The sequence below is a fragment of the Streptomyces olivochromogenes genome, assembly GCF_001514115.1.
Lineage (GTDB): Bacteria > Actinomycetota > Actinomycetes > Streptomycetales > Streptomycetaceae > Streptomyces > Streptomyces olivochromogenes.
The window spans coordinates 157,149-178,384 of sequence record NZ_KQ948468.1 but is presented as its reverse complement, the minus strand read 5'-3'; the positions used below and the strand labels follow the sequence as shown (position 1 = coordinate 178,384).

Below are 21,236 nucleotides of genomic sequence, written 5' to 3'. Positions count from 1 at the left end.
GTGGGGCGCTGTGGCCAGGAGGGGGTATCTCCGAGGTCGACGGGCTGGTGTCCGTCGGGATCACCCCTTCCGTCCCCCGGCCGCGCCCACGAGAGAGCGATCTCCCGAACCCCTGGTGCAGTGGGCCGCACCCCGGGGTGGAGCCACCCACCTCTCGTACGCGGGACGGCAGGGGAGGCCCGCGTGTCCGGAATGGGTCCGACCTCCCTGCGCCCGGGCTCCCGCCCGCCTACGCTCGCTCCGTGCTGCGTATCACCGACGCCCGAACGGGCGAGCCCATCGACGCCGTCCCTGCCCGCCGGAGCCTGACCCGCGTCGAGGCGCACGTGGAGCGGGACGATCTGTCCGCACTACGGGTGCTCCTGGTCGCTGACGTGCTCGCCAGGACCCTGGAACTCGGTGGGACCCCCGTCGTCACGGTGGCCGACCCGCCCCCAGAGCTCCGGGCACGCGCCGACGCGCTCGGCATCCGCCGGGCCGAGGGCGACCGGAGCGGTGCGGGCCCGGCCCTGCATGTACTCGCGCCCGACGCCACCACCGTGGAGGGCATCCGCATCGAGGTCGCCCCGGTGCACGGCACGGCCGACCCGGCGCTGCTGCGGATGGTCCTGCTCGCGGCCCCGCGCCGACAGCCCGTCGACCTCGCCGCCGCCGACCTCGACGGCGCCCGCGAGACGCTCGCGCGCTGGCGCAAGTCCGTCGCCACCTGGGCCACCCGCCCGTCCAAGCCCGTCCCCGAGCGCGTACGCCAGGAACTGCGCGCCGCGTGGGAGGACGACCTCGACGTACCCGCCGTACTGGAGGTGCTGCGGCGCGTCGAGCACGCGGACGACGTGCCGCACGGCGCCCGCTTCGAGACGTACGCCTACGCGGACCGTCTCCTCGGGCTCGAACTCACCCGTGACATCGGGGCGCAGTGGTGATCGCGCGCGCCGGAGCGGGCCCGCTGCGCAGACTCGTCGTCCTGCGGCACGCCAAGTCGGCATGGCCCACGGGAGTCGCCGACCACGAGCGGCCTCTCGCCCCGCGCGGCCGTCGCGACGCCCCGGCCGCCGGACGCGCCCTCGCGGAGTCGGACTGTCTGCCGGACCTCGCCCTGTGCTCCACGGCCGTACGCGCCCGCCAGACCTGGGAGTTGGCGGCGCGGCAGTGGGGCACCCCGCCGCCCGTACGGTTCGAGAGGCGGCTGTACGGCGCCGAGGTACCGGAGTTGCTGGCGGTCCTGCACGAAGTCCCCGACCGGATCAGGACGTTGCTGCTGATCGGGCACAACCCCGGGTTGGAGGAACTCGTGCTCGAACTGGCAGGGGACAGTCTCGACGACGCGCTGGACGACGTACGGACGAAGTTCCCGACCTCCGCGACGGCGGTCCTCGCCTGGCACGGGGACTCCTGGGACGCGCTCGCCCCGGGCACGGCGCTGCTGACGGGCGTGACCGTGCCGCGGGGCAAGAAGGGCAAGCAGAAGGACTGACGGGGTGGGAGGGAAGGAAGAAGGACCGACGGGCCGGAGGAAGGGCTAGCCCACGTGGATCCGGGGCCTGCGCTCGGGATCCGGCTCGGCGCGCCGGAGTACTTCGCGGGTGACCGGGGCGACCTCGCCGTCGCCGAAGACGAGGAAGCGGACCAGGTGGCTGAGGGGGTTGCCCTCGGTCCAGTTGAAGTAGGCGTGCGGGACCTGGCCGGTGCGGTCGCGCAGCCGCATCATGACGGCGGCGATGGTGTTGGGCACGGTCGCGCCCTCGACGCGCAGCCTGCGCACCCCGTGCTTCTCGTCGCCGTGCACGGTCAGGTCGGCGGTGAAGTCCGAGGAGTCGGTCACGAACACCTCCAGGAACAGCACGGGACGGCCGTCCGGGATGTGTGTCTGCTCGCGCTGGCTGTACTCCTTGGCGCGGTACTCCCGGGTGCTGTGCTCGTGCGGCTCGTTCGCGATCAGCCGCAGCGGTCCGCTCGCCGCGGCCTCGTCGACGAAACGGGCGGCGGCCTCGTCGAACGTGACCTCGGCGGCGCGCAGTTCGAAGGCGCGGCGCACCCGCGAGGCGAACGAGGTGATCAGGATCGCCAGGATGAAGATCATCGCGATCTTGATGCCGTCGGGGCGTTCGATGACGTTGGTGACCAGGGTGTAGCCGAAGACCGCGGTGATCGCGCCGAAGCCGATCGCGGCGGCGCGGTGGCCCCGCTGGTGCACGGCGACCGCGGAGGCGAAGGACGCGGAGAGCATCAGAACCAGCACACCGGTCGCGTACGCGCCGCTCTGGTCGTCGACGTTCGCGTTGAACCACAGCGTGATGAGGACCGCGGCCGCCATGAAGACGAGCACGAGGGGGCGGACGGCGCGCGTCCACTCGGGAGCCATGCCGTAGCGCGGCAGATAGCGCGGGACGAGGTTGAGGAGACCGGCGAGCGCGGAGGCACCCGCGAACCAGAGGATCGCGATGGTCGAGAGGTCGTAGACCGTGCCGAACGCCTCGCCCAGGTGCTGGTGGGCCAGGTAGGCGAGGGCACGGCCGTTCGCCGAGCCGCCGCTCTTGAACTCGTCCTGCGGGATCAGGATCGTCGTCGCCAGGCTGGACAGCAGCAGAAAGCCGCTCATGATGACGGCGGCCGTGGTGAGCAGCCTGCGGGTCTCGCGGATCCGGCCCGTCGGCTTCTCGTACGTGTCCGTCGGGTCGCCCTCGACCTGCGGCATCACCGCCACGCCCGTCTCGAAGCCGGACATGCCGAGCGCCAGCTTCGGGAAGACGAGGAGCGCCACGCCGACCATGGCGAGCGGAGAGGAGTGTTCGGCCGTCATCGCGTCGGTCCAGTCGCCGATCTTGACCGGGTGGCTGAGCACCTGCCAGGCGGAGACGGCCAGCACGACGACATTGAGGGTGAGATAGGTCGCCACGAGCGCCACCGCGATGCCGATGGCCTCCTTGAAGCCCTTCAGGAAGACCGCGCCCAGCGCGGCTATGAGAAGGAGGGTGATCCAGGTGTTCCCGCCGTGCATCCAGTGCGGAGCGAAAGGATTCTCCACGACGTGTGCGGAGGCGTCCGCTCCGGACAGGGTGATCGTGATCAGGAAGTCGGTGGCCGCGAAACCGAGCAGCACCAGGACGAAGATCTTCCCGGCCCACCAGGGCAGCAGCCGCTCCAGCATCGCGATCGAACCCTCGCCGTGCGGGCTCTCCTTGGCGACGCGACGGTAGACCGGGAGCGCGCCGAGCAGGGTGAGCGCGATCAGGACGAGGGTCGCGAGCGGGGAGAGCAGTCCGGCGGCGAGGGCCGCGATACCCGGCTGGTAGCCGAGCGTGGAGAAGTAGTCGACGCCGGTGAGGCACATCACCCGCCACCACTTGTGGCCCTGGTGCTCGGCGTCCGGGGTGGCGTGCGGGCCGGGGTGCTTGGCCGACTGCTCGCTGAGTCCCTCCAGAAGCCACGCCCGCCAGCGCGGCGCGGCTGCGGAGGGCTCCCGTTCGAGGGGCTCGGCGGAGTCCGAACTGTCCACCTGGGTGCCGGTCATGCTGCGATCTCCCTGCGATCGGTCGGGCCGGCGATCCGGCTTCGGGCAACGAGGAGCGAGTATCCACCACCTCACCCCGCGCCCCTGAGCCGGGTCCGAACGTCCGGAGGACCCCACCGAGACGGGGCGGCGACAGGGGTCGGCTGCGGGGCGACGCGGATTGGCCGCGAGGTGACGCGGGTTGGCCGCGAGGCGCCCGGGGCCGCCGTGCTGTCGCCGGGGGCGATGGCGCGGTGCTCGGGGTCACCTCCACGGGGGTCCTTGGACACCCGGGAGGTGGTGCCGCCCCCTCGCCGGAGGCGACCATCGGCGGACACGCCGCCGCGGTCGGGCGCGATGCGTGGCGAAGCCGGTGGCCGTGAGGTCGGCCCGTCGCTGCCGGGGGCGCCTATCGGGCGATCTCGGGCCCGCCGGGCGCGCGACCGCGGAGGCCGCCCGCGCCGGGAGGGGCTGTGCCGGGACGGGTTGTGCAGGGAGGGGCTGTGTCGAGGCCGGCCGCGACGGGCCGGGCTGCGCCGAGGTCGCCCGCGCCGGGAGGGGCTGCGCCGAGGCTGCCTGCGCCGGGCCATGCCGGGCCGGGCTGCGCCGGGGTGGGCTGCGCCGAGGCTGCCTGCGCCGGGCCATGTCGGCCATGCCGGGTATGCCGGGCCGCGCTGTGCCGCGCCGGGACGGGCTGTGCAGGGAGGGGCTGCGTCGGGATGGGCTGTGCCGAGGCCGCCCACGCTGGGACGGATTGTGCAGGGCTGGGCAGTGCCGAGGTCGCCCGCACCGGGACGGCCCGCACCGGGACGGCCCGCACCGCACCGCGCCGCGCCGTGCCGTGCCGCGCCGTGCCGGGCCGTGCGGGCGGACGTGCCGTGACCGTCGTGCGGACGGTCCGCGCCCTCTCGCCGCGCCGCCGGGGTCGCCGCGTCGCCGGGGTCGTCGCGCCGCCGGGGTCGCCGGAGCGTGCGGCGCGCTCCGGGGCCGTCGTGCCGTAGGCGCGCGGGGAGCGCATACGCTGGCGTGATGCAGGACGAGTACCGCACAGTGGCCCACGCGGGCGTGCACGAGACCGAGGTCAACCGCTCCCGCTTCCTGTGCGCCCTCGCCCCGGCGGCCACCGAGCAGGAGGCCCAGGAGTTCATTGCGGGCGTCTGCAAGGAGCACGCCGACGCCACGCACAACTGCTACGCGTACGTCATCGGAGCCGACGCCGCCGTCCAGAAGGCGAGCGACGACGGCGAACCCGGCGGCACCGCGGGCGTGCCCATGCTCCAGATGCTGCTGCGCCGCGACATGCGGTACGTCGTCGCCGTCGTCACCCGTTACTACGGCGGGGTCAAGCTCGGCGCGGGCGGACTGATCAGGGCGTACGGAGGCTCGGTCGGCGAGGCACTGGACTCCCTCGGCACACTCACGCGCAAACGCTTCCGGCTGGCCACGGTCACGGTCGACCACCAGCGCGCCGGCAAGATACAGAACGACCTACGGTCCACCGGGCGCGAGGTCCGTGACGTCCGGTACGGCGAGGCCGTCACGATCGAGATCGGGTTGCCGGACACCGACGTCGAGCCCTTCCGCGCGTGGCTCGCCGATGCGACGGCCGGGACGGCCGGGTTCGAACTGGGTGGAGAGGCGTACGGGGACGCATAGGCGAGCAGCGCGGACCGATACGGGAGTAGCCGCCCGTGATGTCCGACCCGCCCGTTAGTCTCGGGGATCATGAGGATTTTGCACACGTCCGACTGGCATCTCGGCCGGGCCTTCCACCGGGTGAACATGCTCGATGCCCAGGCCGGGTTCATCGGTCACCTCGTCGCGACCGTGCGTGAGCACGACGTCGACGCGGTGGTCGTGTCCGGGGACGTGTACGACCGGGCGGTGCCGCCGCTGGCCGCCGTCGAGCTCTTCGACGACGCGCTGCACCGGCTCGCCGACCTCGCGGTGCCCACGGTGATGATCTCCGGGAACCACGACTCGGCGCGCCGGCTCGGTGTCGGCGCCGGGCTCATCGGCCGCGCGGGCATCCATCTGCGGACCGAGCCCTCCGCGTGCGGCACGCCGGTGCTGCTCGCCGACGACCACGGCGACGTGGCCTTCTACGGACTGCCCTATCTCGAACCGGCCCTGGTCAAGACCGAGTTCGGTGTCGAGAAGGCGGGGCACGAGGCCGTCCTCGCCGCCGCCATGGACCGGGTCCGCGCCGACCTCGCCACGCGCGCGCCGGGCACCCGTTCCGTGGTCCTCGCCCACGCCTTCGTCACCGGCGGGGCGGCCAGCGACAGCGAGCGGGACATCACCGTCGGCGGGGTGGCCGCCGTACCCGCCGGGGTCTTCGACGGCGTCGACTACACCGCACTGGGACATCTGCACGGCAGCCAGACCATCACCGAGCGCGTGCGCTACTCCGGCTCCCCGTTGCCGTACTCCTTCTCGGAGGTCGACCACCGCAAGAGCATGTGGCTGGTGGACCTGGGACCGGAGGGATTCGTGGGCGCGGAGCGGGTCGACTGTCCCGTTCCCCGGAAGCTCGCCCGTCTCCGCGGGCACCTGGAAGACCTGCTCGCCGATCCGCGGCTGGCGCGCCACGAGGAGGCGTGGGTCGAGGCGACCCTCACCGACCCGGTCCGCCCCGCCGAGCCCATGGCCCGGCTGACCGAGCGCTTCCCGCACACGCTCAGCCTCGTCTTCGAACCGGAGCGGGCCCCCGAGGACCCGGACGTCTCCTACGCCCGGCGGCTCGCGGGCCGCAGCGAGCAGGAGATCGCGGAGGACTTCGTGGCCCATGTGCGCGGCGCGGGCCCCGACGCCGACGAACAGGCCGTACTGAGGGACGCGTTCGACGGCGTCCGTGCCGACGAGGTCGCCCGGGAGGTCGCCCGGTGACCCCACGTACGTACGACACACGAGACGCGCCGCGAGACGCACAGGACCCGCTGGACCCGAAGGAGGCCCGATGAGGCTGCACCGCCTGGACATCACGGCCTTCGGGCCGTTCGGCGGCACCCAGAGCGTCGACTTCGACGAGCTGTCGACCGCGGGGCTCTTCCTGCTGCACGGCCCGACGGGCGCGGGCAAGACGTCCGTCCTCGACGCCGTCTGCTACGCGCTGTACGGGGCCGTCCCGGGCGCCCGCCAGAGCGGCCAGGGCCTGACCCTGCGCAGCGACCACGCGGCACCCGCGACGCGCACCGAGATCACCCTCGAACTCACCGTCGCGGGGCGCCGGCTGGAGGTCACCCGGCAGCCGCCCTGGGCCCGCCCCAAGAAGCGCGGCACGGGCACGACCACCGAAAAGGCGCAGAGCTGGCTGCGCGAGTACGAAGCGTCCGCGGCCACCTGGAAGGATCTCAGCCGCTCCCATCAGGAGATCGGCGAGGAGATCACCCAACTGCTCGGCATGAGCCGTGAGCAGTTCTGCCAGGTCGTGCTGCTGCCCCAGGGCGACTTCGCCCGCTTCCTGCGGGCCGACGCCGAGGCCCGCGGCAAGCTGCTCGGCCGGCTCTTCGACACCCACCGCTTCGCCGAGGTCGAGAAGCGGCTCGCCGAGCGGCGCCGGGCCACGGAGGCCGAAGTACGCGAGGGCGACGCCGCGTTGCTCGCTGACGCGCATCGCATGCAGCAGGCCGCCGGGGACATCGTCGAGGTGTCGCCGCCCGATCTCGCGCCCGGTGAGCCCGGCCTCGCCGACGCCGTCCTGACCTGGGCGGCCGTGGCCCGCAGTACGGCCCGCGAGCGGCTGACCCTCGCGCACACCGCGCGTACGGCGGCCGAGTCCGCGCAGGCCGCCACCGACCGCGTACTCGACGACGTACGCGAAGTGGCCCGGCTGCAGCGCAGGTTCACCGAGGCGCGCGAGCGCGCCGCGCGGCTGGCGGAGCGTGCCGACGCCCATCGGGAGGCGCAGACGCGGATGGAGCGGGCGCGCAAGGCCGAGACGGTCGCCCCCGCGCTCGATCTGCGCGACACCGCCGAGTCCGAGCACCGCAGCGCGGCCACGGACGAGGCACGCGCGCGTCTCGCCCTGCCGGACAGCTACGCCGGAGCGGGTGCGCCCGGGCTCGCGGCGGCGGCGCGCAAGGCGGCCGAGGAGCTCGGCGGTCTGGAGTCGGCCCGCAGGGCGGAGCGCCGGCTCGGCGAACTCACCCGGGAGCGCGCCTCCCTGGACCGCCAGGAGCGCGAGGACGAGGACGTCCGCCAGGACGCCGAGAGCTGGCTCGCCACCTGGGAGGCGACCCGCGCGGAGCTCCAGGCGCGCATCGAGTCCGCGCAGGAGGCCACCACACGTGCGGAGCAGCTCGCCGAGCGGCGCGATCCCGCCCAGGCGCGGCTCAGGGCGGCCCGGCAGCGCGACCAGTTCGCCCGGGACACGGACGCCGCCCACGCCCGGGCCCTCGCCGCGCGTGAACACGCGACGGACGCCCGGGTCCACTGGCTCGATCTGAAGGAACAGCGTCTTCAGGGCATCGCCGCGGAACTCGCCGCCGGTCTCGTCGACGGCGAGCCCTGCGCCGTGTGCGGCAGCTCCGCGCACCCCGCACCCGCGCGCAAGGACGCCGGGCACGTCGACCGGGAGGCCGAGGAGCGGGCCCTCGCCGCCTACCAGAGCGCCGACGAGCAGGCCACCGAGGACGAGCGCAGGCTCGGCGTCGTACGCGAGGCGCTGGCGGCCGCGAGTGCCGAGGCGGGCGACACGCCGACTGCGCAACTCGCCGAGCAGGCCGAGGAGTTGGAGCTGCGGTACGCCGAGGCGCGGGCTGCGGGATCCGGGCTGCACGCCGCCCGGGAGCGGTTCGCGCAGGCGGGACTCGAGCACGAGCGCCGGGTCGCGGCCCAGCAGGAGATCGCGCTGCGATCTGCCGCCCGGGTCTCCCACCGCGACCGGAACGACCGCGAAAGGGCCTCCTTGGAGGAGGAGTTGGCGCAGGCGCGGGGCGCCGCCGACAGTGTCGCCGCGCGCGCCGCGCAGCTGGAGCGGCAGGCCGCCCTGCTCACGGAGGCCGCGGAGGCCGTGCGCGTGGCGGAGGACACCGCGCAGCGCCTCAAGGACGCCGACGCACGCCTGTCCGACGCGGCCTTCCGCGCCGGTTTCGACACCCCCCAGGCCGCGGCCGCCGCGCTCCTCGACGACACGGCCCACCGGGACCTCCAACGACGGCTCGACGCCTGGCAGTTGGAGGACAGCGCGGTGCGCGCCGTGCTCGCCGAGGCCGACACCGCGGCCGCCGCCGAGCGGCCGGCCGCGGACCTGGCCGCCGCCGAACGAGCCGCCGAGTCCGCCGCCCGACGGCTGCGGGAGACCGCCTCCGCCCAGGACGAGGCCGCCCGACGCTGCACGGAACTGGACCGGCTGTCCACGCGCGCGGGCACGTCCGTACGCCGGCTCGCGCCGCTGCGTGAGGAGTTCGACCGGGTGGCACGCCTGGCCGGGCTGGCCGCGGGCACCTCGGCGGAGAACGAGCGCAAGATGCGCCTGGAGTCGTACGTCCTCGCCGCCCGCCTGGAACAGGTGGCCGCCGCCGCGACCGTACGACTTCAGCGCATGTCCTCCGGGCGCTACACCCTCGTCCACTCCGACGACCGCGCGGGCCGTGGCCGCAGCGGGCTCGGACTGCATGTCGTGGACGCCTGGACCGGCCGGGAGCGCGACACGGCGACGCTCTCCGGGGGCGAGACGTTCTTCGCCTCGCTCGCGCTGGCCCTCGGCCTCGCGGACGTCGTCACGGACGAGGCCGGCGGGGTGCGGCTGGACACGCTCTTCATCGACGAGGGCTTCGGCAGCCTCGACGACCAGACCCTGGACGAGGTCCTCGACGTGCTCGACTCCCTGCGGGAGCGCGACCGCAGCGTGGGCATCGTCAGCCACGTCGCCGACCTGCGGCGGCGCGTCCACGCCCAGCTGGAGGTCGTGAAGGGCAGAACGGGATCGGTCGTACGGCAGCGGGGCGTCCAGGACTGAGCCGACGGATCGCCGGGGGATCAGTGGCCCAGGGGGCGTCGGGGGAGCGGTGAGGAGTAGACGACACTCGTGGTCACCGAGCCCAGGGTGCCGATCCGGCCGGAGATCTCCTCCAGGTGGCTCATCGAGCGCGCCGCGACCTTGATGACGAAGCAGTCGTCGCCCGTGACGTGGTGCGCCTCCAGGATCTCGGGCGTCGCCTCGACGAGGTCGTGGAACGGCTTGTAGTTGCCGTTCGGATAGCGCAGCCGGACGAAGGCGAGGATCGGCAGACCGAGGCTCTCCGGGTCGACGACGGCCGCGTACCCCTGGATGACGCCCGCCTCCTCCAGGCGGCGCACCCGCTCGGTGACCGCGCTCGCGGACATCGAGACGGCACGGGCCAGCTCCGCGAAGCTGGCCCTGCCCTCGCGCTGGAGGACGTCGAGGATGTGCCAGTCGGTGGCGTCCGGGGAATACGCGGTCATGAGCGATGGATAGCAGGGAAAGCCCCGGCCGATCAAGAGCGATGCCGTGGATCCCCCCTTCAGGAAGAGGATCACCGGCCGTAGATTTCTGGCCAGGAGGTCCCCGTGGGGCCGGTGCCGCGAAGGTGCCGGTCGGGCGGGGCAGGGAGGGAAGGCCGGACCATGACTGCGACCGCCGACACCACGGTCACCACTGTGACCAGAGCCGCGACTGTCACTCCTGTGACCAGCACCGCGACCAACGCGAACCCCGTGCTGCGCGTCGCTCCGGCGTCCCCGGCCGAGGCCGTCGCCCACTTCGGCGCGAGCCTCGCCTTCCACGCCGATGTCTCCGACGTCGCCTCCGCGCTCGCGGCAGGCGGCGACCCCGGCTTCGTGGTCCTCGACTCCCGCTCCACCGCGTCCTGGGACCAGGGGCACGTGCCCGGTGCGATCCACCTGCCCACCGCGCTCATCCCCGAGCAGGCCGAGCAGCTCCTCGACAGGTCGGTGCCCGTCGTCACCTACTGCTGGGGACCCGGCTGCAACGGCGCGACCCGTGCCGCTCTCGCCCTCGCCGAACTCGGCTTCCCGGTCAAGGAGATGCTCGGGGGTTTCGAGTACTGGGTGCGCGAAGGGTTCGCGTACGAGACCTGGGAGGGGGGCGAGCGGCGCGCGCCGGACCCGCTGACGGCTCCGGTGGACGCGGCGGACTGTGGCTGCTGACCGCTCCTAGGAGCGCGTGAGGCCCGTCGCGAGGCTTACGAACGAGCGGATGAGCGGGGTGGTGTGGGCGCTGTTCCACGCGATGACCAGGTCACTGGGCGGTGCATCCGCCAAGGGGATCACCGTGAGGCCCTTGGGCAGGGCCTGGGAGTGGGCGAGGGGCATCAGTCCGACGGTGTCGTTCCACAGGACCGACTGGAGGCATTCGTGGGCGGTGCGGATGACGGGACCGTCACGACGCCCTTCGGCGCCCGGCGGGCCCGTCCAGAAGGCCTGCCACACCGGGTCCGTGCCCTCCGGAAACCGGAACCAGCGGCGCTCGGCGAGTTCGTCCAGGCGCAGCCGGTCGCGGTCGGCCAGCGGGTCGTCGGCGCGCAGGACCACACCGACCGGGTCCGACCGCAGCACGCGGGTGGTGATGCCGGTGTCCTCGAACGGCGCCCGCGTCAGGGCCACGTCGACGAGGCCGGCCCGCAGCCCGATGGTCGGGTCGGTCAGGTCGGCCTCGCGGATGCGGATGCGCACGGCGGGGTGTTGGCGCCGGTAGGCGACGGCCAGCCGGGTGCCGACCTGCTCGGCGCTGTCGGCGAGGGTGCCGATGGTCAGGGTGGCCGTGCCGGCCGCCGCGGCCACCCGGGCCCGGGCCTGGTCGGCCCGCGCCAGCAGGGTGCACGCCTCGTCGTGGAGGAGGGCCCCGGCCGGGGTGAGGGTGACGCCCGTGGGTGAGCGGCGCAGCAGTTCGCAGCCGAGGTCGGTCTCCAGCTGCTTGACGGCCCGGCTCAGCGGGGGCTGGGTCATGTGCAGTCGCGCGGCGGCCCGGCCGAAGTGGAGTTCTTCGGCGACCGCCACGAAGTAGCGCAGGGTCCGCAGCTCCATCATCGCTCCATCGCCGTCCCGAGCCGCTCTCTCGACTTCGCTCAACTGCGACGATACCCGCGCGGTATCGGGGCTGCGAGATCGGTGTTGGACGCCCCCGGACATCCCGCGCTGGACTGGTGGCTCAGCGCAACACCGAGGAGTCGCAGTGTCTGAGGAAGCGGTGACGACGGATCCCGTCGTGCACGTCGAGGGTGTTCAGGAGCCGGCCCGTGACCTGGTGGTCATCCCCGACCGGCGGGTGCAGCTCGTGCCCAACATCGGCGTCATCGGCGGTCACGATGCCGTGCTCGTCGTCGAGACCGGCCTGGGCCCGGGCAACGCCGAAAAGGTGCTGGAGTTCGCGGCCGACTATGCCAAGGGACGTCGGATCTATCTGACGACGACGCATTTTCACCCCGAGCACGCCTTCGGGGCGCAGGTCTTCGCCGGGGAGGCGACGTTCCTGCTCAACCGGGACCAGGCCGAGGACCTCAAGGTGAAGGGGCCGGGTTACCTGGAGATGTTCAAGGGGCTCGGCAAGCCGGTCGAGCGCCGGCTCCAGGGCGTCGAGCCGGCGCGGCCCGATGTCGTCTACGACCGGGCGTACGACCTGGACCTCGGCGGGCGGGTGGTGCAGCTGCGGGCCACCGGCCGGGCCCACACCAGGGGCGACCAGGTGGTCAGGGTGCCGGACGCGGACGTCCTGTTCGCGGGGGACCTCGTGGAAGCCGGGCAGTTCGCCATCTTCCCCTGGTTCCCGCCGTACGACACCGACGTGTCCGGGACCCGCTGGATCGCGGTGATGGAGAGGCTGGCGGCGCAGGCTCCCCGGATCGTGGTGCCCGGCCACGGCGAGGTCGGCGGCGCGGGGCTGCTGGCCGACGTGCGCGACTACCTGCGACTGCTGCGGGACGAGACATGGGTCCGCCGCGACTCCGCCGTGGACGAGCGGACGATCGTCGAGGAGATCTCGGCGCTGATGATCGAACGGCACCCGGAGTGGGTCGGCCGGGAGTGGATCGAGAAGGGCGTCGGCTGCCTGTGCTCCGAACACGCCGAACACGCCGAGCACCCCGAGCACGCCGAGTAATTCCGGTACTCCCCGTACTTGATACCCCGCGAACTCGATACCCCGCCTACTCGATACGCGGCGGCCGGGCCCGGTCGTCACCGTGAGCCCGGCCGTCGTCGGTGTCCGTCAGAGCCGGGACAGTTCGTCCACCAGGTCGTCCAGGCCCAGCGAACCCTGCGACAGGGCCGCCATGTGCCAGGCCTTGGCGTCGAAGGCGGCGCCGTGCCGCTTCTTTGCGTTCTCGCGGCCCAGCAGCCAGGCCCGCTCACCGAGCTTGTAGCCGATGGCCTGACCCGGGATGGAGAGGTAGCGGGTGAGCTCGCTCTCCACGAAGTCCGCCGGACGGCTGCTGTGCGCGCCGAAGAACTCCTGCGCCAGCTCCGGGGTCCAGCGCTCGCCCGGGTGGAAGGGGGAGTCCGCCGGAATCTCCAGTTCCAGGTGCATGCCGATGTCCACGATGACCCGGGCCGCGCGCATCATCTGCGCGTCCAGGTAGCCCAGCCGCTGCTCCGCGTCCTCCAGGAAGCCGAGCTCGTCCATCAGCCGCTCCGCGTACAGCGCCCAGCCCTCGGCGTTGGCGCTGACGAGACCGACGGTGGCCTGGTAGCGCGAGAGGTCGTCGACGACGTACACCCACTGGGCGAGCTGGAGGTGATGGCCGGGGACGCCCTCGTGGTACCAGGTCGAGACGAGGTCGTACACGGGAAAGCGGGTCTGCCCCATGGTGGGCAGCCAGGTGCGGCCGGGCCGCGAGAAGTCCGCGGACGGCGCGGTGTAGTACGGGGCCGCCGCGCCGCCGGGCGGCGCGATGCGCGACTCCACCTTCCGTACCGGCTCGGCGAGTTCGAAGTGGGTGCCGTCGAGCGCGTCGATCGCCCGGTCCATCACACCCTGGAGCCACGCCTGGACCTCGTCGACGCCCTCGATGTGCCTGCCGTGCTCGTCGAGGTGCGCGAGCGCCACCCAGGGGGTCTCGGCGCCGGGCAGGATCTTCTCGGCCTCGGACTTCATCTCCGCGAGGAGCCGGTGGTACTCGGACCAGCCGTACGCGTACGCCTCGTCGAGGTCGAGATCCGTACCGTTGAAGTAGCGTGCCCAGCGCGCGTACCGCTCGCGGCCCACCGTGTTCGGGGCGCCCTCGATCGTGGGCGCGTAGATGTCGCGCATCCAGTCGCGCAGCTCCACCAGGGCCCCCGTGGCCGTCCGGGCGGCCGTGTCCAGCTCGTCCCGCAGGGCGTCGGGTCCCGCGGACACGAAGTCCTCGAACCAGCCACGGCCCTGCCCGTCCGGGTCCGACCATTCGGTGAGCTGCTCGATGAAGGTCGCGGTGGGGCGCGGGCCCGCGTACAGCTTGCGCTCCAGGCCGAGGGCGAGGGATTCGCGGTACCCCGTGAGGGCGGTCGGCACCGCGCGCAGCCGCTCGGCGATCGCGGCCCAGTCCTCGTCCGTCTCGGTCGGCGCGATGGTGAACACCTGGCGCACGGAGTGCGCGGCCGTCTGCATGTTGCCGACGGCCCGCAGGCCCTCGTCGGCGTCGTGGACGGCCAGTTCGGCGGTGAGCCGCTCGCGCAGCAGCCGGGCGCAGCGGCGCTCGATGTCGCTGTCCGCGCCCGGCTGCCGCTCCGCCTCGTCGAGCCGGGCGAGCGTCGTCCGCGCCAGCTCCGCGACGGCCTCCTGCCCCGCGGGCGAGGTGTCGGGGAGCTTGTCGGCACTCTCCTTCACACCGAGGTAGGTACCGAGGACCGGATCGAGGGCGATGAGATCGTCGACGTACGCGTCGGCGACCTCGCGGGGCAGCGGGCTCTTCGTCTCTGACATGCCGACATCCTCATACGAGGACGGGTGCCGCGTCAGCCCGGTCGACGGGGCATGGGGTCGGTATCAGCTTGATTTTGCCGAGGTCGGGGCCGAGGACGAGGGCGTGGACGACGGCGAGGGTGGGGAGGGCGGGAGCAGGGGGCCGCAGTCCCACTGCTGGAAGATCAACCGGGTCTCCACCCGGGCCACCTCGCGCCGGGACGTGAACTCGTCGAGGACCAGTCGTTGCAGGTCGGCCATGTCGGCGACGGCGACCAGGACGAGGTAGTCGTCGGGCCCGGTGAGGTGGAAGACGGTCCGGGACTCCGGCAGCGCCCTGATCCGCTCCACGAACGGCCCGACCAACTCGCGGCTGTGCGGTCTGACCTGCACGGACAGCAGGGCTTCGAGGCCCCGCCCGAGCTTCGCCGGATCGAGGCGCAGCTGATGGCCGAGAATCACCCCGGCGCGGCGCAGCCTCGTCACCCGGTCCAGGCAGGTCGAGGGCGCGACTCCGACCTGCGCGGCGAGATCGCGGTACGTCGTCCGTGCGTCGTTCTGCAGCAGCCGCAGCAGATGAAGATCCACCGGATCGAGTACGACGGATTCAGCCATGGCCCGAACGTAACACGGAGTGTGTGTCGGGGTCCCCGGCCGGTGTTCAGTCTGCTGTGCATGGAATCCGTGGTGCACGACGCATACGAAGCTCAGGACGACTCCCGCGACGCGCGGGGCGACTCCTATGACGGTCGGGACGACCTCTACGACGTTCAGGGCACCCGCGCCCTCGCGCCCCGTGCTCTCGCCACCGAGGCCGTGCACGCCGGGCGGGAGGACCTCGCCCGGCTGGGTCTGCACGCCGCGCCGATCGACCTGTCCACGACCTACCCCTCGTACGACAGCCGCGGCGAAGCCGCTCGCATCGACGCGTTCGCGGCCGACGGCGCCGAACCGGAGGGCCCGCCCGTCTACGGTCGCCTCGGCAACCCGACCGTCGCCCGTTTCGAGACCGCCCTCGCCCGCCTCGAAGGGACCGAGAGCGCGGTCGCCTTCGCGAGCGGCATGGCCGCGCTGAGCGCCGTACTGCTCGTGCGGAACGCGCTCGGCCTGCGCCATGTCGTCGCCGTACGGCCCCTGTACGGCTGCAGCGACCACCTGCTCACCGCCGGGCTGCTGGGCTCCGAGGTCACCTGGGTCGACCCTGCGGGCATCGCGGACGCCCTGCGCCCCGACACCGGCCTCGTCATGGTCGAGTCCCCGGCCAATCCGACGCTCGCCGAACTCGACCTGCGCGCCGTCGCGCACGCCTGCGGGTCCGTTCCGCTGCTCGCCGACAACACCTTCGCCACCCCCGTGCTGCAGCGCCCCGCGGAGCAGGGGGCCCGCCTGGTCCTGCACAGCGCCACCAAGTACCTGGGCGGACACGGGGACGTCATGGCCGGAGTGGTGGCCTGCGACGAGGAGTTCGCCCGGGGGCTGCGCCAGGTGCGGTTCGCGACCGGGGGTGTGCTGCATCCGCTGGCCGGATATCTGCTGCTGCGCGGCCTGTCGACCCTGCCCGTGCGGGTCCGGGCCGCGTCCGCCAACGCCGCCGAACTCGCCCGCCGGCTCGCCACCGATCCTCGCGTCGACCGCGTCCACTATCCGCGGATCGGCGGCGCCATGATCGCCTTCGAGGTCCACGGCGACCCGCACGAGGTCATCGCCGGGGTCCGCCTGATCACCCCGGCGGTGAGCCTCGGCAGCGTCGACAGCCTGATCCAGCATCCGGCGTCCATCAGCCACCGCATCGTGGCCGCCGACGACCGCCGCGAGTCGGGGGTCAGTGACCGCTTGCTGCGCCTGTCGGTGGGGCTGGAGGACGTGGAGGACCTGTGGGCCGACCTGGACGGTGCGTTGGGGCGCTGACCAGGGAGAGGCCCCGGGCATCATGCCCGGGGCCTCCCGGTGTCCGTCCTAGTGCTTCTGCCCCTGCGTCTGCTCCTGGTCGTACGGCAGTCGGGAGGTCACCGGTGTGGCGTCCAGGCGGGCCGTGATGACGAGAGTGCCCTCCTCGATCTGGTAGTCGAGGGGGAGGTCCAGGCCGCGCATGGCGGCGACCATGCCGGTGTTGGAGGCCTGTGTGACGGCGTACACGCTCGCGCAGCCCGCCTCGACGGCCATCGTCACGAGCCGGCCGACCAGCTCGGCGCCGATCCCGCGCCGCTGCCAGTCGTCCTCGACGAGCAGCGCGATCTCCGTCTCGTCGCCGTCCCAGAGGAGATGGCCGAGCCCGACGATGCGTCCCGAGGCCGTCTGCACGGCGAGGGTGCGTCCGAAGCGCGGGCTGAGCAGGTGGTTCAGATAACGGTCCGCGTCACCGACCGGCCCGTGGTAGCGCATGCTCAACGTGCGCGGGGAGCAGCGCTCGTGCATCGCCTTCGCCGCGGCGAGATCGGAGACGTCGGCGCGACGCACGGTGATCGCGGGACCCTCCGGCAGTGTCAGCATGTCCTGGTGGAGCGGGATGCGCGGACCCAGCCGCGCGTCCAGCTCCACCAACGCCCGCGCCCGAGCGAACTCGGTCGGCGTGAACGGCAGATACGGCCGTTCCACCGTGATCACCCCACCCTCCGGTGCGCGCAACCGCATCACCGTGTCTTCCAGCACTCCTTCGACCGGCGCACCCTCTTCCGCCCGACCCGACCCGGGGGAGCGGGCGGGCAGCGAACGAATGGTGCACCTACCGAGCAACTGCCGGAGGGCGAGCGGAAGTTCCGCGGCGTCCAAAGCCGTGCGGGTGGCCAGCCCCAGGACGCGCGTCGGAGCGTCCACCAGGTCGTGGGCGTCGGCCCGTTCGATCCAGGTCCCGGTGCCGCCCGCCTGCGAGAGGGCGCGGGTGATCTCGGAGGCGTCCAGTTCGACGGGCGCGCGCAGCAGGAACTCGTCGACCGTGCCCTCGGCGAGCGGGTGCGTCTGCAGGCTCAGGATGTCGACCCGCTGGTGGGCCAGCGCCATGCACAGCGCGGCCAGCGAACCCGGCTCGTCCTTCACCGTCGTGCGCATCCGCCACAGGACGGTCTCTCCCGTGACGGCCTCCGGCGCCGCCGTGGCCCGGCCGGCCTGCCCGGCCGCTCGCCCCACGGCGAGGGTCCGGGCCCCGGTATCGCCCGCGGGCGGCGCGTGACCGTGGCGGCGTGCCCACCATGTGTGGAATCCGGCCGTGGCCACCAGGATCACGGACGAGATCACCAGCAGGGCCGGGCCGTCGGGGCCGTGTCCGATCAGATTGGCGACGGCGTCGGCGACCGCGACGGCAGTGAACAGCGCGGCGAGCTCGACCACGTCGCGTCGCCAGTGGTGGACGGGGCGTCCGTGCTTCGCCCGGGTCACATCAGACATGTCTGGAGTCATGCAACCACTGTGAAGGAATGGTGTTGCGTGATCACGAACGGTCTGTGACTGATCGGTAAAGTGTCGTTCTATCCTTTTTGCGGTTCTTTTTGCCCTTGTTTTGCCTACCTCGGATCACCTGGCTTACGTGCCTGGTCACAAGAGCGGCCGCGCACCGGGGGATGACTCCGGTGCGCGGCCCGACCCTTCGAGGGTACGGGAGTTGGGCGCCGTTACTGACCCACACGCCCCGGCTGCAACGCCTGTGTGAACAGCACCGTGCCGTCCAGGTCGCGCAGCCGCACCGTCAGCTCCCCGCTGTCGCCGTCGATGTCGACCTCGCCGAAGAACTGGTAACCGTCCGCCGGCGAGACATTGGCGGTGGCGGGAGCCTTGACGAAGACCCGGTCGGGGCCGAAGGTGCCGTCCAGGGCGTTCGCCTGGAAGGCACCCGCGTTGAGCGGCCCGGAGACGAACTCCCAGAACGGCTCGAAGTCCTTGAAAGCGGCCCGCGAGGGGTCGTAGTGCTGCGCCGAGGTGTGGTGGACGTCGGCCGTCAGCCATACGGTCCCGGTGATCCGCCGGTGCTTGATGAACCGCAGCAGCTCGGCGATCTGCAGCTCGCGGCCGAGCGGCGCGCCCGGGTCGCCCTGGGCGACGGCCTCGATGTTCGGCTTGCCCTCGACCGGGTCGGGCACGACCAGGCCGAGCGGCATGTCGGCGGCGATGACCTTCCACACCGCGCGCGACCGGCTCAGCTCGCGCTTGAGCCACTCCAGCTGTTCGCGGCCGAGGATGCCCTGCGGGTCGGTGGTCTGGTCGTCGGGCGAGTTGGCGTTCCGGTAGGTCCGCATGTCCAGGACGAACACGTCCAGGAGCGGGCCGTGCTGGACGGTCCGGTAGATCCGTCCGTCCGGGCGTCCGCTGACGCTGGAGATCGGGAAGTACTCCGAGAACGCCCGCCGGGCACGGACGGCCAGGTCGTCGAGTTTCGTGCCGGCCGGGTAGGGGGTGCCGGACCCGATGACCTCGCCCGGGTACCAGTTGTTGCGGACCTCGTGGTCGTCCCACTGGACGATGTTCGGAACCCGGGCGTTGAACCGGCGCAGCGCCGAGTCCAGCAGGTTGTAGCGGAAGTTGCCCCGGTAGTCGGCCAGGGTGACCGCGACGTGCGACTTCTCCTCGGTGGTGATGCTCCGGTACAGGCTGCCGTCCGGAAGCGGCGCCGTGGCGGAGATCGGGCCGTCGGCGTAGATGTTGTCGCCACTGCACAGGAAGAAGTCGGGGTCCACCTTCGCCATGGCGTCGAAGATCCGGTAGCCGCCGATGGACTCGTTGATGCCCCAGCCCTGACCGGCCAGGTCACCGGACCAGACGAACCGGACGTCGTGGCGCCGCTTCGCGGGCGCGGTGCGGAAGGTGCCGGTCACCGGCTCGCCCGTACGGCGCGGGTCGTCGGGGTCGGCCAGCAGTACGCGGTAGTGGATCTGCTCGCCGGAGGGCAGTCCGCGCAGCCGCGTCGTACCGGTGAAGTCGGAGTCCGCGCCGAGCAGCGGACCGTGCCATCTGTGGGGGTCGCGGAACGACTCGGTCGCGGACGTCTCGACGATCATCCGGGCGGGGCGGTCCGAGCGGACCCACACCAGGCCGGAGTGCGCGCTCACGTCTCCGGCCTGGACGCCCCATCCCGCCTTGGGCCGCCCGGACAGCGCGAACGCCGGGGCCGAGCCGAGTGCGGTGGGCAGGGCCAGGGCCGCGGAAGCGGCAAGGGATCCGCGCAGGACGCCGCGGCGACCGGGGAGGGGGAGAGGGCTGTGCGGGCGGTGTGACATGAATGCGCCTCCAGGGACGGAGTCGACGGAGTCGGCCGGTGTGCTCAGCCACAACTACGGGTGCGCCGCAGCGCGCACGGAAACCACAAGTGAACAACTGGCCCCGCCGGCAAGGGCACCGACGTCCGCCTCCGAGCGCGCACGTCCCACGGATGCTCCGGCTTCCCACTCACACGGACCGCCCCTCAGAGGTCAGGCGCGCAGAGCCTGCGCCATCAGGCGTACGCCGTCGCGGATCCGGGCGGGCGACTGGTGCGCGTAACCGAGCACCAGCCGTACGTCGGCGCGTTCGACCGCCCGCCCGTAGTCCGCCAGCGGACGTACGGCCACCCCCGCCGCCGCGGTGCGCTCCAGGAAGTACTCCGGCGGCCCGTACCGCCCGGGCAGCGCGGCGATGACATGCAGACCCGCCGCGATCCCGGACACCTCGGTACCGGGAAAGTGCTCTTCCAGGGCGGATACGAGGGTGTCGCGCCGTTCCCGGTAGGCGCGCTGGCAGCGGCGCAACTGCCGGTCGTAGTCGCCCCGTTCCACGAAGCGGGCCAGGAGCGCCTGGTCCACGACGGGGTTCCCCAGATCCATGGTGCGCTTGCGCTCGACGACCTCCTCGGCGAGCGCCGCCGGTACGAGCAGCCAGCCGAGCCGCAGCCCGGGCGCGAGCGACTTGCTGACCGACCCCGTGTAGGCGACGCGCTCGGGATCGAGCCCTTGAAGCGCCCCCACGGGAGCACGGTCGTAGCGAAAGTCCCCGTCGTAGTCGTCCTCGACCACCAGACCGTCCACCGAGCGCGCCCAGTCCAGGAGTTCCGTGCGGCGCCGCGCCGAGTAGGCGATCCCCGACGGGAACTGGTGGGCGGGCGTGGTCACCACCGCCCGTACGCCCGACTCCTTCAGCGGCCCGGTGGCCAGCCCTTCGCCGTCCAGCGGCAGCGGTACGGCGTCGAGGCCGGCCGAGGCGTAGAGAGTGCCGTGCTCCGGGCTTCCGGGGTCCTCGACGCCGATCGCGCGCACCCCGCGCGCGTGGAGCACGAATCCGAGCAGGGTCGTCGCCTGCGCGACCCCGGAGACCACGATGACGCGCTCGGGGTCCGCGACCACGCCGCGGCGCCGGGCGAGCAGTTCGGCGAGAGCGGTGCGCAGCCGGGGCAGACCGCGCGGATCCGGGTAGCCGAGCGCTTGGTGGGGCAGTTCGGCGAGGACCCCGCGCTGGGCGGCCGCCCAGGCGGCGCGCGGGAACAGGGACAGATCCGGTGTCCCGGGAAGGAAGTCGGCGCGGGCCCCGGCGGGGCGCGGTGCGAGGTCACGCGCGCGCGGGTGGGCCGCCCGTGCGGCGCCGCCGACCCAGGTCCCCGCGCCCCGGTCGCTGCGCAGATACCCCTCGGCGGTCAACTGCTCGTACGCCTCCGTGACCAGCCCCCGCGACACCCCGAGGTCGGCGGCGAGCTCGCGGCTGGACGGCAGCCGGGTGCCCGGCGCGAGCCGCCCCGTGCGCACCGCCTCGCGCAGCGCGGCCTGCAGAGCGCGCCCACGCGCGCGTGCCGGTGCCGAAGCGGCCGGCACGAGCAGCTCCCACGCGGCCCCCGACGGGGTCATCTCCTCCGCGGCTCCCGACGGCGTCATGTGGTCCCCGATGGCGTCATGAAAGTGGACCTTAAACCGGACCGCCGCCCTTCGTAGCGTC

General features: G+C 72.9%; 16 protein-coding genes. 8 read left to right on the top strand and 8 right to left on the bottom strand.

Annotated features, from left to right (window positions below; translation table 11 throughout):
- Positions 1 to 242: 242 nt before the first annotated feature.
- Both AQJ27_RS37510 and AQJ27_RS37505 read left to right on the top strand, forming a co-directional pair.
- On the top strand, positions 243 to 923 hold the full coding sequence (locus tag AQJ27_RS37510; RefSeq protein ID WP_067378921.1) for a hypothetical protein: 681 nt from the start codon (positions 243 to 245) through the stop codon (positions 921 to 923).
- Positions 920 to 1,474, top strand: coding sequence for a SixA phosphatase family protein (locus tag AQJ27_RS37505; RefSeq protein ID WP_067379152.1), 555 nt, complete (start codon positions 920 to 922; stop codon positions 1,472 to 1,474). The genes AQJ27_RS37510 and AQJ27_RS37505 overlap by 4 nt, the downstream gene beginning before the upstream one ends.
- Positions 1,475 to 1,519: 45 nt before the next feature.
- Here AQJ27_RS37505 and AQJ27_RS37500 read toward each other — a convergent pair whose 3' ends face one another.
- Positions 1,520 to 3,511: an APC family permease gene (locus AQJ27_RS37500; protein WP_201264394.1), complete on the bottom strand. Its 1,992-nt coding sequence runs from the start codon at positions 3,509 to 3,511 to the stop codon at positions 1,520 to 1,522.
- 1,008 nt (positions 3,512 to 4,519) lie between these two features.
- Here AQJ27_RS37500 and AQJ27_RS37495 point away from each other — a divergent pair.
- The 3 genes from AQJ27_RS37495 (at position 4,520) to AQJ27_RS37485 (ending at position 9,452) form a co-directional block, all read left to right on the top strand.
- Positions 4,520 to 5,146 carry a YigZ family protein gene (locus AQJ27_RS37495; RefSeq protein ID WP_067378919.1) on the top strand — a complete coding sequence of 209 codons (627 nt, stop codon included), beginning with the start codon at positions 4,520 to 4,522 and terminating at the stop codon, positions 5,144 to 5,146.
- A 69-nt stretch (positions 5,147 to 5,215) separates the two neighbouring features.
- Positions 5,216 to 6,379, top strand: a complete 1,164-nt coding sequence (locus AQJ27_RS37490) for an exonuclease SbcCD subunit D (RefSeq protein ID WP_067378916.1) — start codon at positions 5,216 to 5,218, stop codon at positions 6,377 to 6,379.
- Between the two features lie 70 nt (positions 6,380 to 6,449).
- Entirely contained in the window at positions 6,450 to 9,452 is a 3,003-nt protein-coding gene (locus tag AQJ27_RS37485; protein WP_067378914.1) for an AAA family ATPase, read from the top strand.
- Positions 9,453 to 9,472: 20 nt separating this feature from the next.
- On the opposite strand, the gene AQJ27_RS37480 is transcribed toward AQJ27_RS37485, so the two are convergent.
- Entirely contained in the window at positions 9,473 to 9,919 is a 447-nt protein-coding gene (locus tag AQJ27_RS37480) for an Lrp/AsnC family transcriptional regulator (protein ID WP_067378911.1), read from the bottom strand.
- 162 nt (positions 9,920 to 10,081) lie between these two features.
- Between AQJ27_RS37480 and AQJ27_RS37475 the strand changes: the two genes are divergently transcribed.
- Positions 10,082 to 10,624, top strand: a complete 543-nt coding sequence (locus AQJ27_RS37475) for a rhodanese-like domain-containing protein (protein WP_079065533.1) — start codon at positions 10,082 to 10,084, stop codon at positions 10,622 to 10,624.
- A 6-nt stretch (positions 10,625 to 10,630) separates the two neighbouring features.
- On the opposite strand, the gene AQJ27_RS37470 is transcribed toward AQJ27_RS37475, so the two are convergent.
- A complete protein-coding gene (locus tag AQJ27_RS37470; RefSeq protein ID WP_067379146.1) occupies positions 10,631 to 11,500 on the bottom strand; it encodes a LysR family transcriptional regulator in 870 nt (289 codons plus the stop codon).
- A gap of 148 nt (positions 11,501 to 11,648) precedes the next feature.
- On the opposite strand from AQJ27_RS37470, the gene AQJ27_RS37465 reads away from it, so the two are divergent.
- Complete coding sequence (locus AQJ27_RS37465; RefSeq protein WP_067378909.1) at positions 11,649 to 12,572, top strand: MBL fold metallo-hydrolase; 924 nt, start codon at positions 11,649 to 11,651, stop codon at positions 12,570 to 12,572.
- A 108-nt stretch (positions 12,573 to 12,680) separates the two neighbouring features.
- Here AQJ27_RS37465 and AQJ27_RS37460 read toward each other — a convergent pair whose 3' ends face one another.
- Both AQJ27_RS37460 and AQJ27_RS37455 read right to left on the bottom strand, forming a co-directional pair.
- Entirely contained in the window at positions 12,681 to 14,372 is a 1,692-nt protein-coding gene (locus AQJ27_RS37460) for a DUF885 domain-containing protein (RefSeq protein WP_067378906.1), read from the bottom strand.
- Between the two features lie 63 nt (positions 14,373 to 14,435).
- Positions 14,436 to 14,966: an Lrp/AsnC family transcriptional regulator gene (locus AQJ27_RS37455; protein ID WP_067379138.1), complete on the bottom strand. Its 531-nt coding sequence runs from the start codon at positions 14,964 to 14,966 to the stop codon at positions 14,436 to 14,438.
- A 60-nt stretch (positions 14,967 to 15,026) separates the two neighbouring features.
- On the opposite strand from AQJ27_RS37455, the gene AQJ27_RS37450 reads away from it, so the two are divergent.
- A complete protein-coding gene (locus AQJ27_RS37450) occupies positions 15,027 to 16,259 on the top strand; it encodes a trans-sulfuration enzyme family protein (protein WP_425275254.1) in 1,233 nt (410 codons plus the stop codon).
- Positions 16,260 to 16,307: 48 nt separating this feature from the next.
- Here AQJ27_RS37450 and AQJ27_RS37445 read toward each other — a convergent pair whose 3' ends face one another.
- The 3 genes from AQJ27_RS37445 to pdxR form a co-directional block, all read right to left on the bottom strand.
- Positions 16,308 to 17,732 carry a GNAT family N-acetyltransferase gene (locus AQJ27_RS37445; RefSeq protein WP_235613711.1) on the bottom strand — a complete coding sequence of 475 codons (1,425 nt, stop codon included), beginning with the start codon at positions 17,730 to 17,732 and terminating at the stop codon, positions 16,308 to 16,310.
- A 224-nt stretch (positions 17,733 to 17,956) separates the two neighbouring features.
- Positions 17,957 to 19,555 (bottom strand): alkaline phosphatase D family protein, encoded by a 1,599-nt coding sequence (locus AQJ27_RS37440; protein WP_067378900.1) that lies wholly within the window; start codon positions 19,553 to 19,555, stop codon positions 17,957 to 17,959.
- Between the two features lie 192 nt (positions 19,556 to 19,747).
- Positions 19,748 to 21,175, bottom strand: a complete 1,428-nt coding sequence (gene pdxR, locus AQJ27_RS37435; RefSeq protein ID WP_067378897.1) for a MocR-like pyridoxine biosynthesis transcription factor PdxR — start codon at positions 21,173 to 21,175, stop codon at positions 19,748 to 19,750.
- Positions 21,176 to 21,236 lie beyond the last annotated feature (61 nt).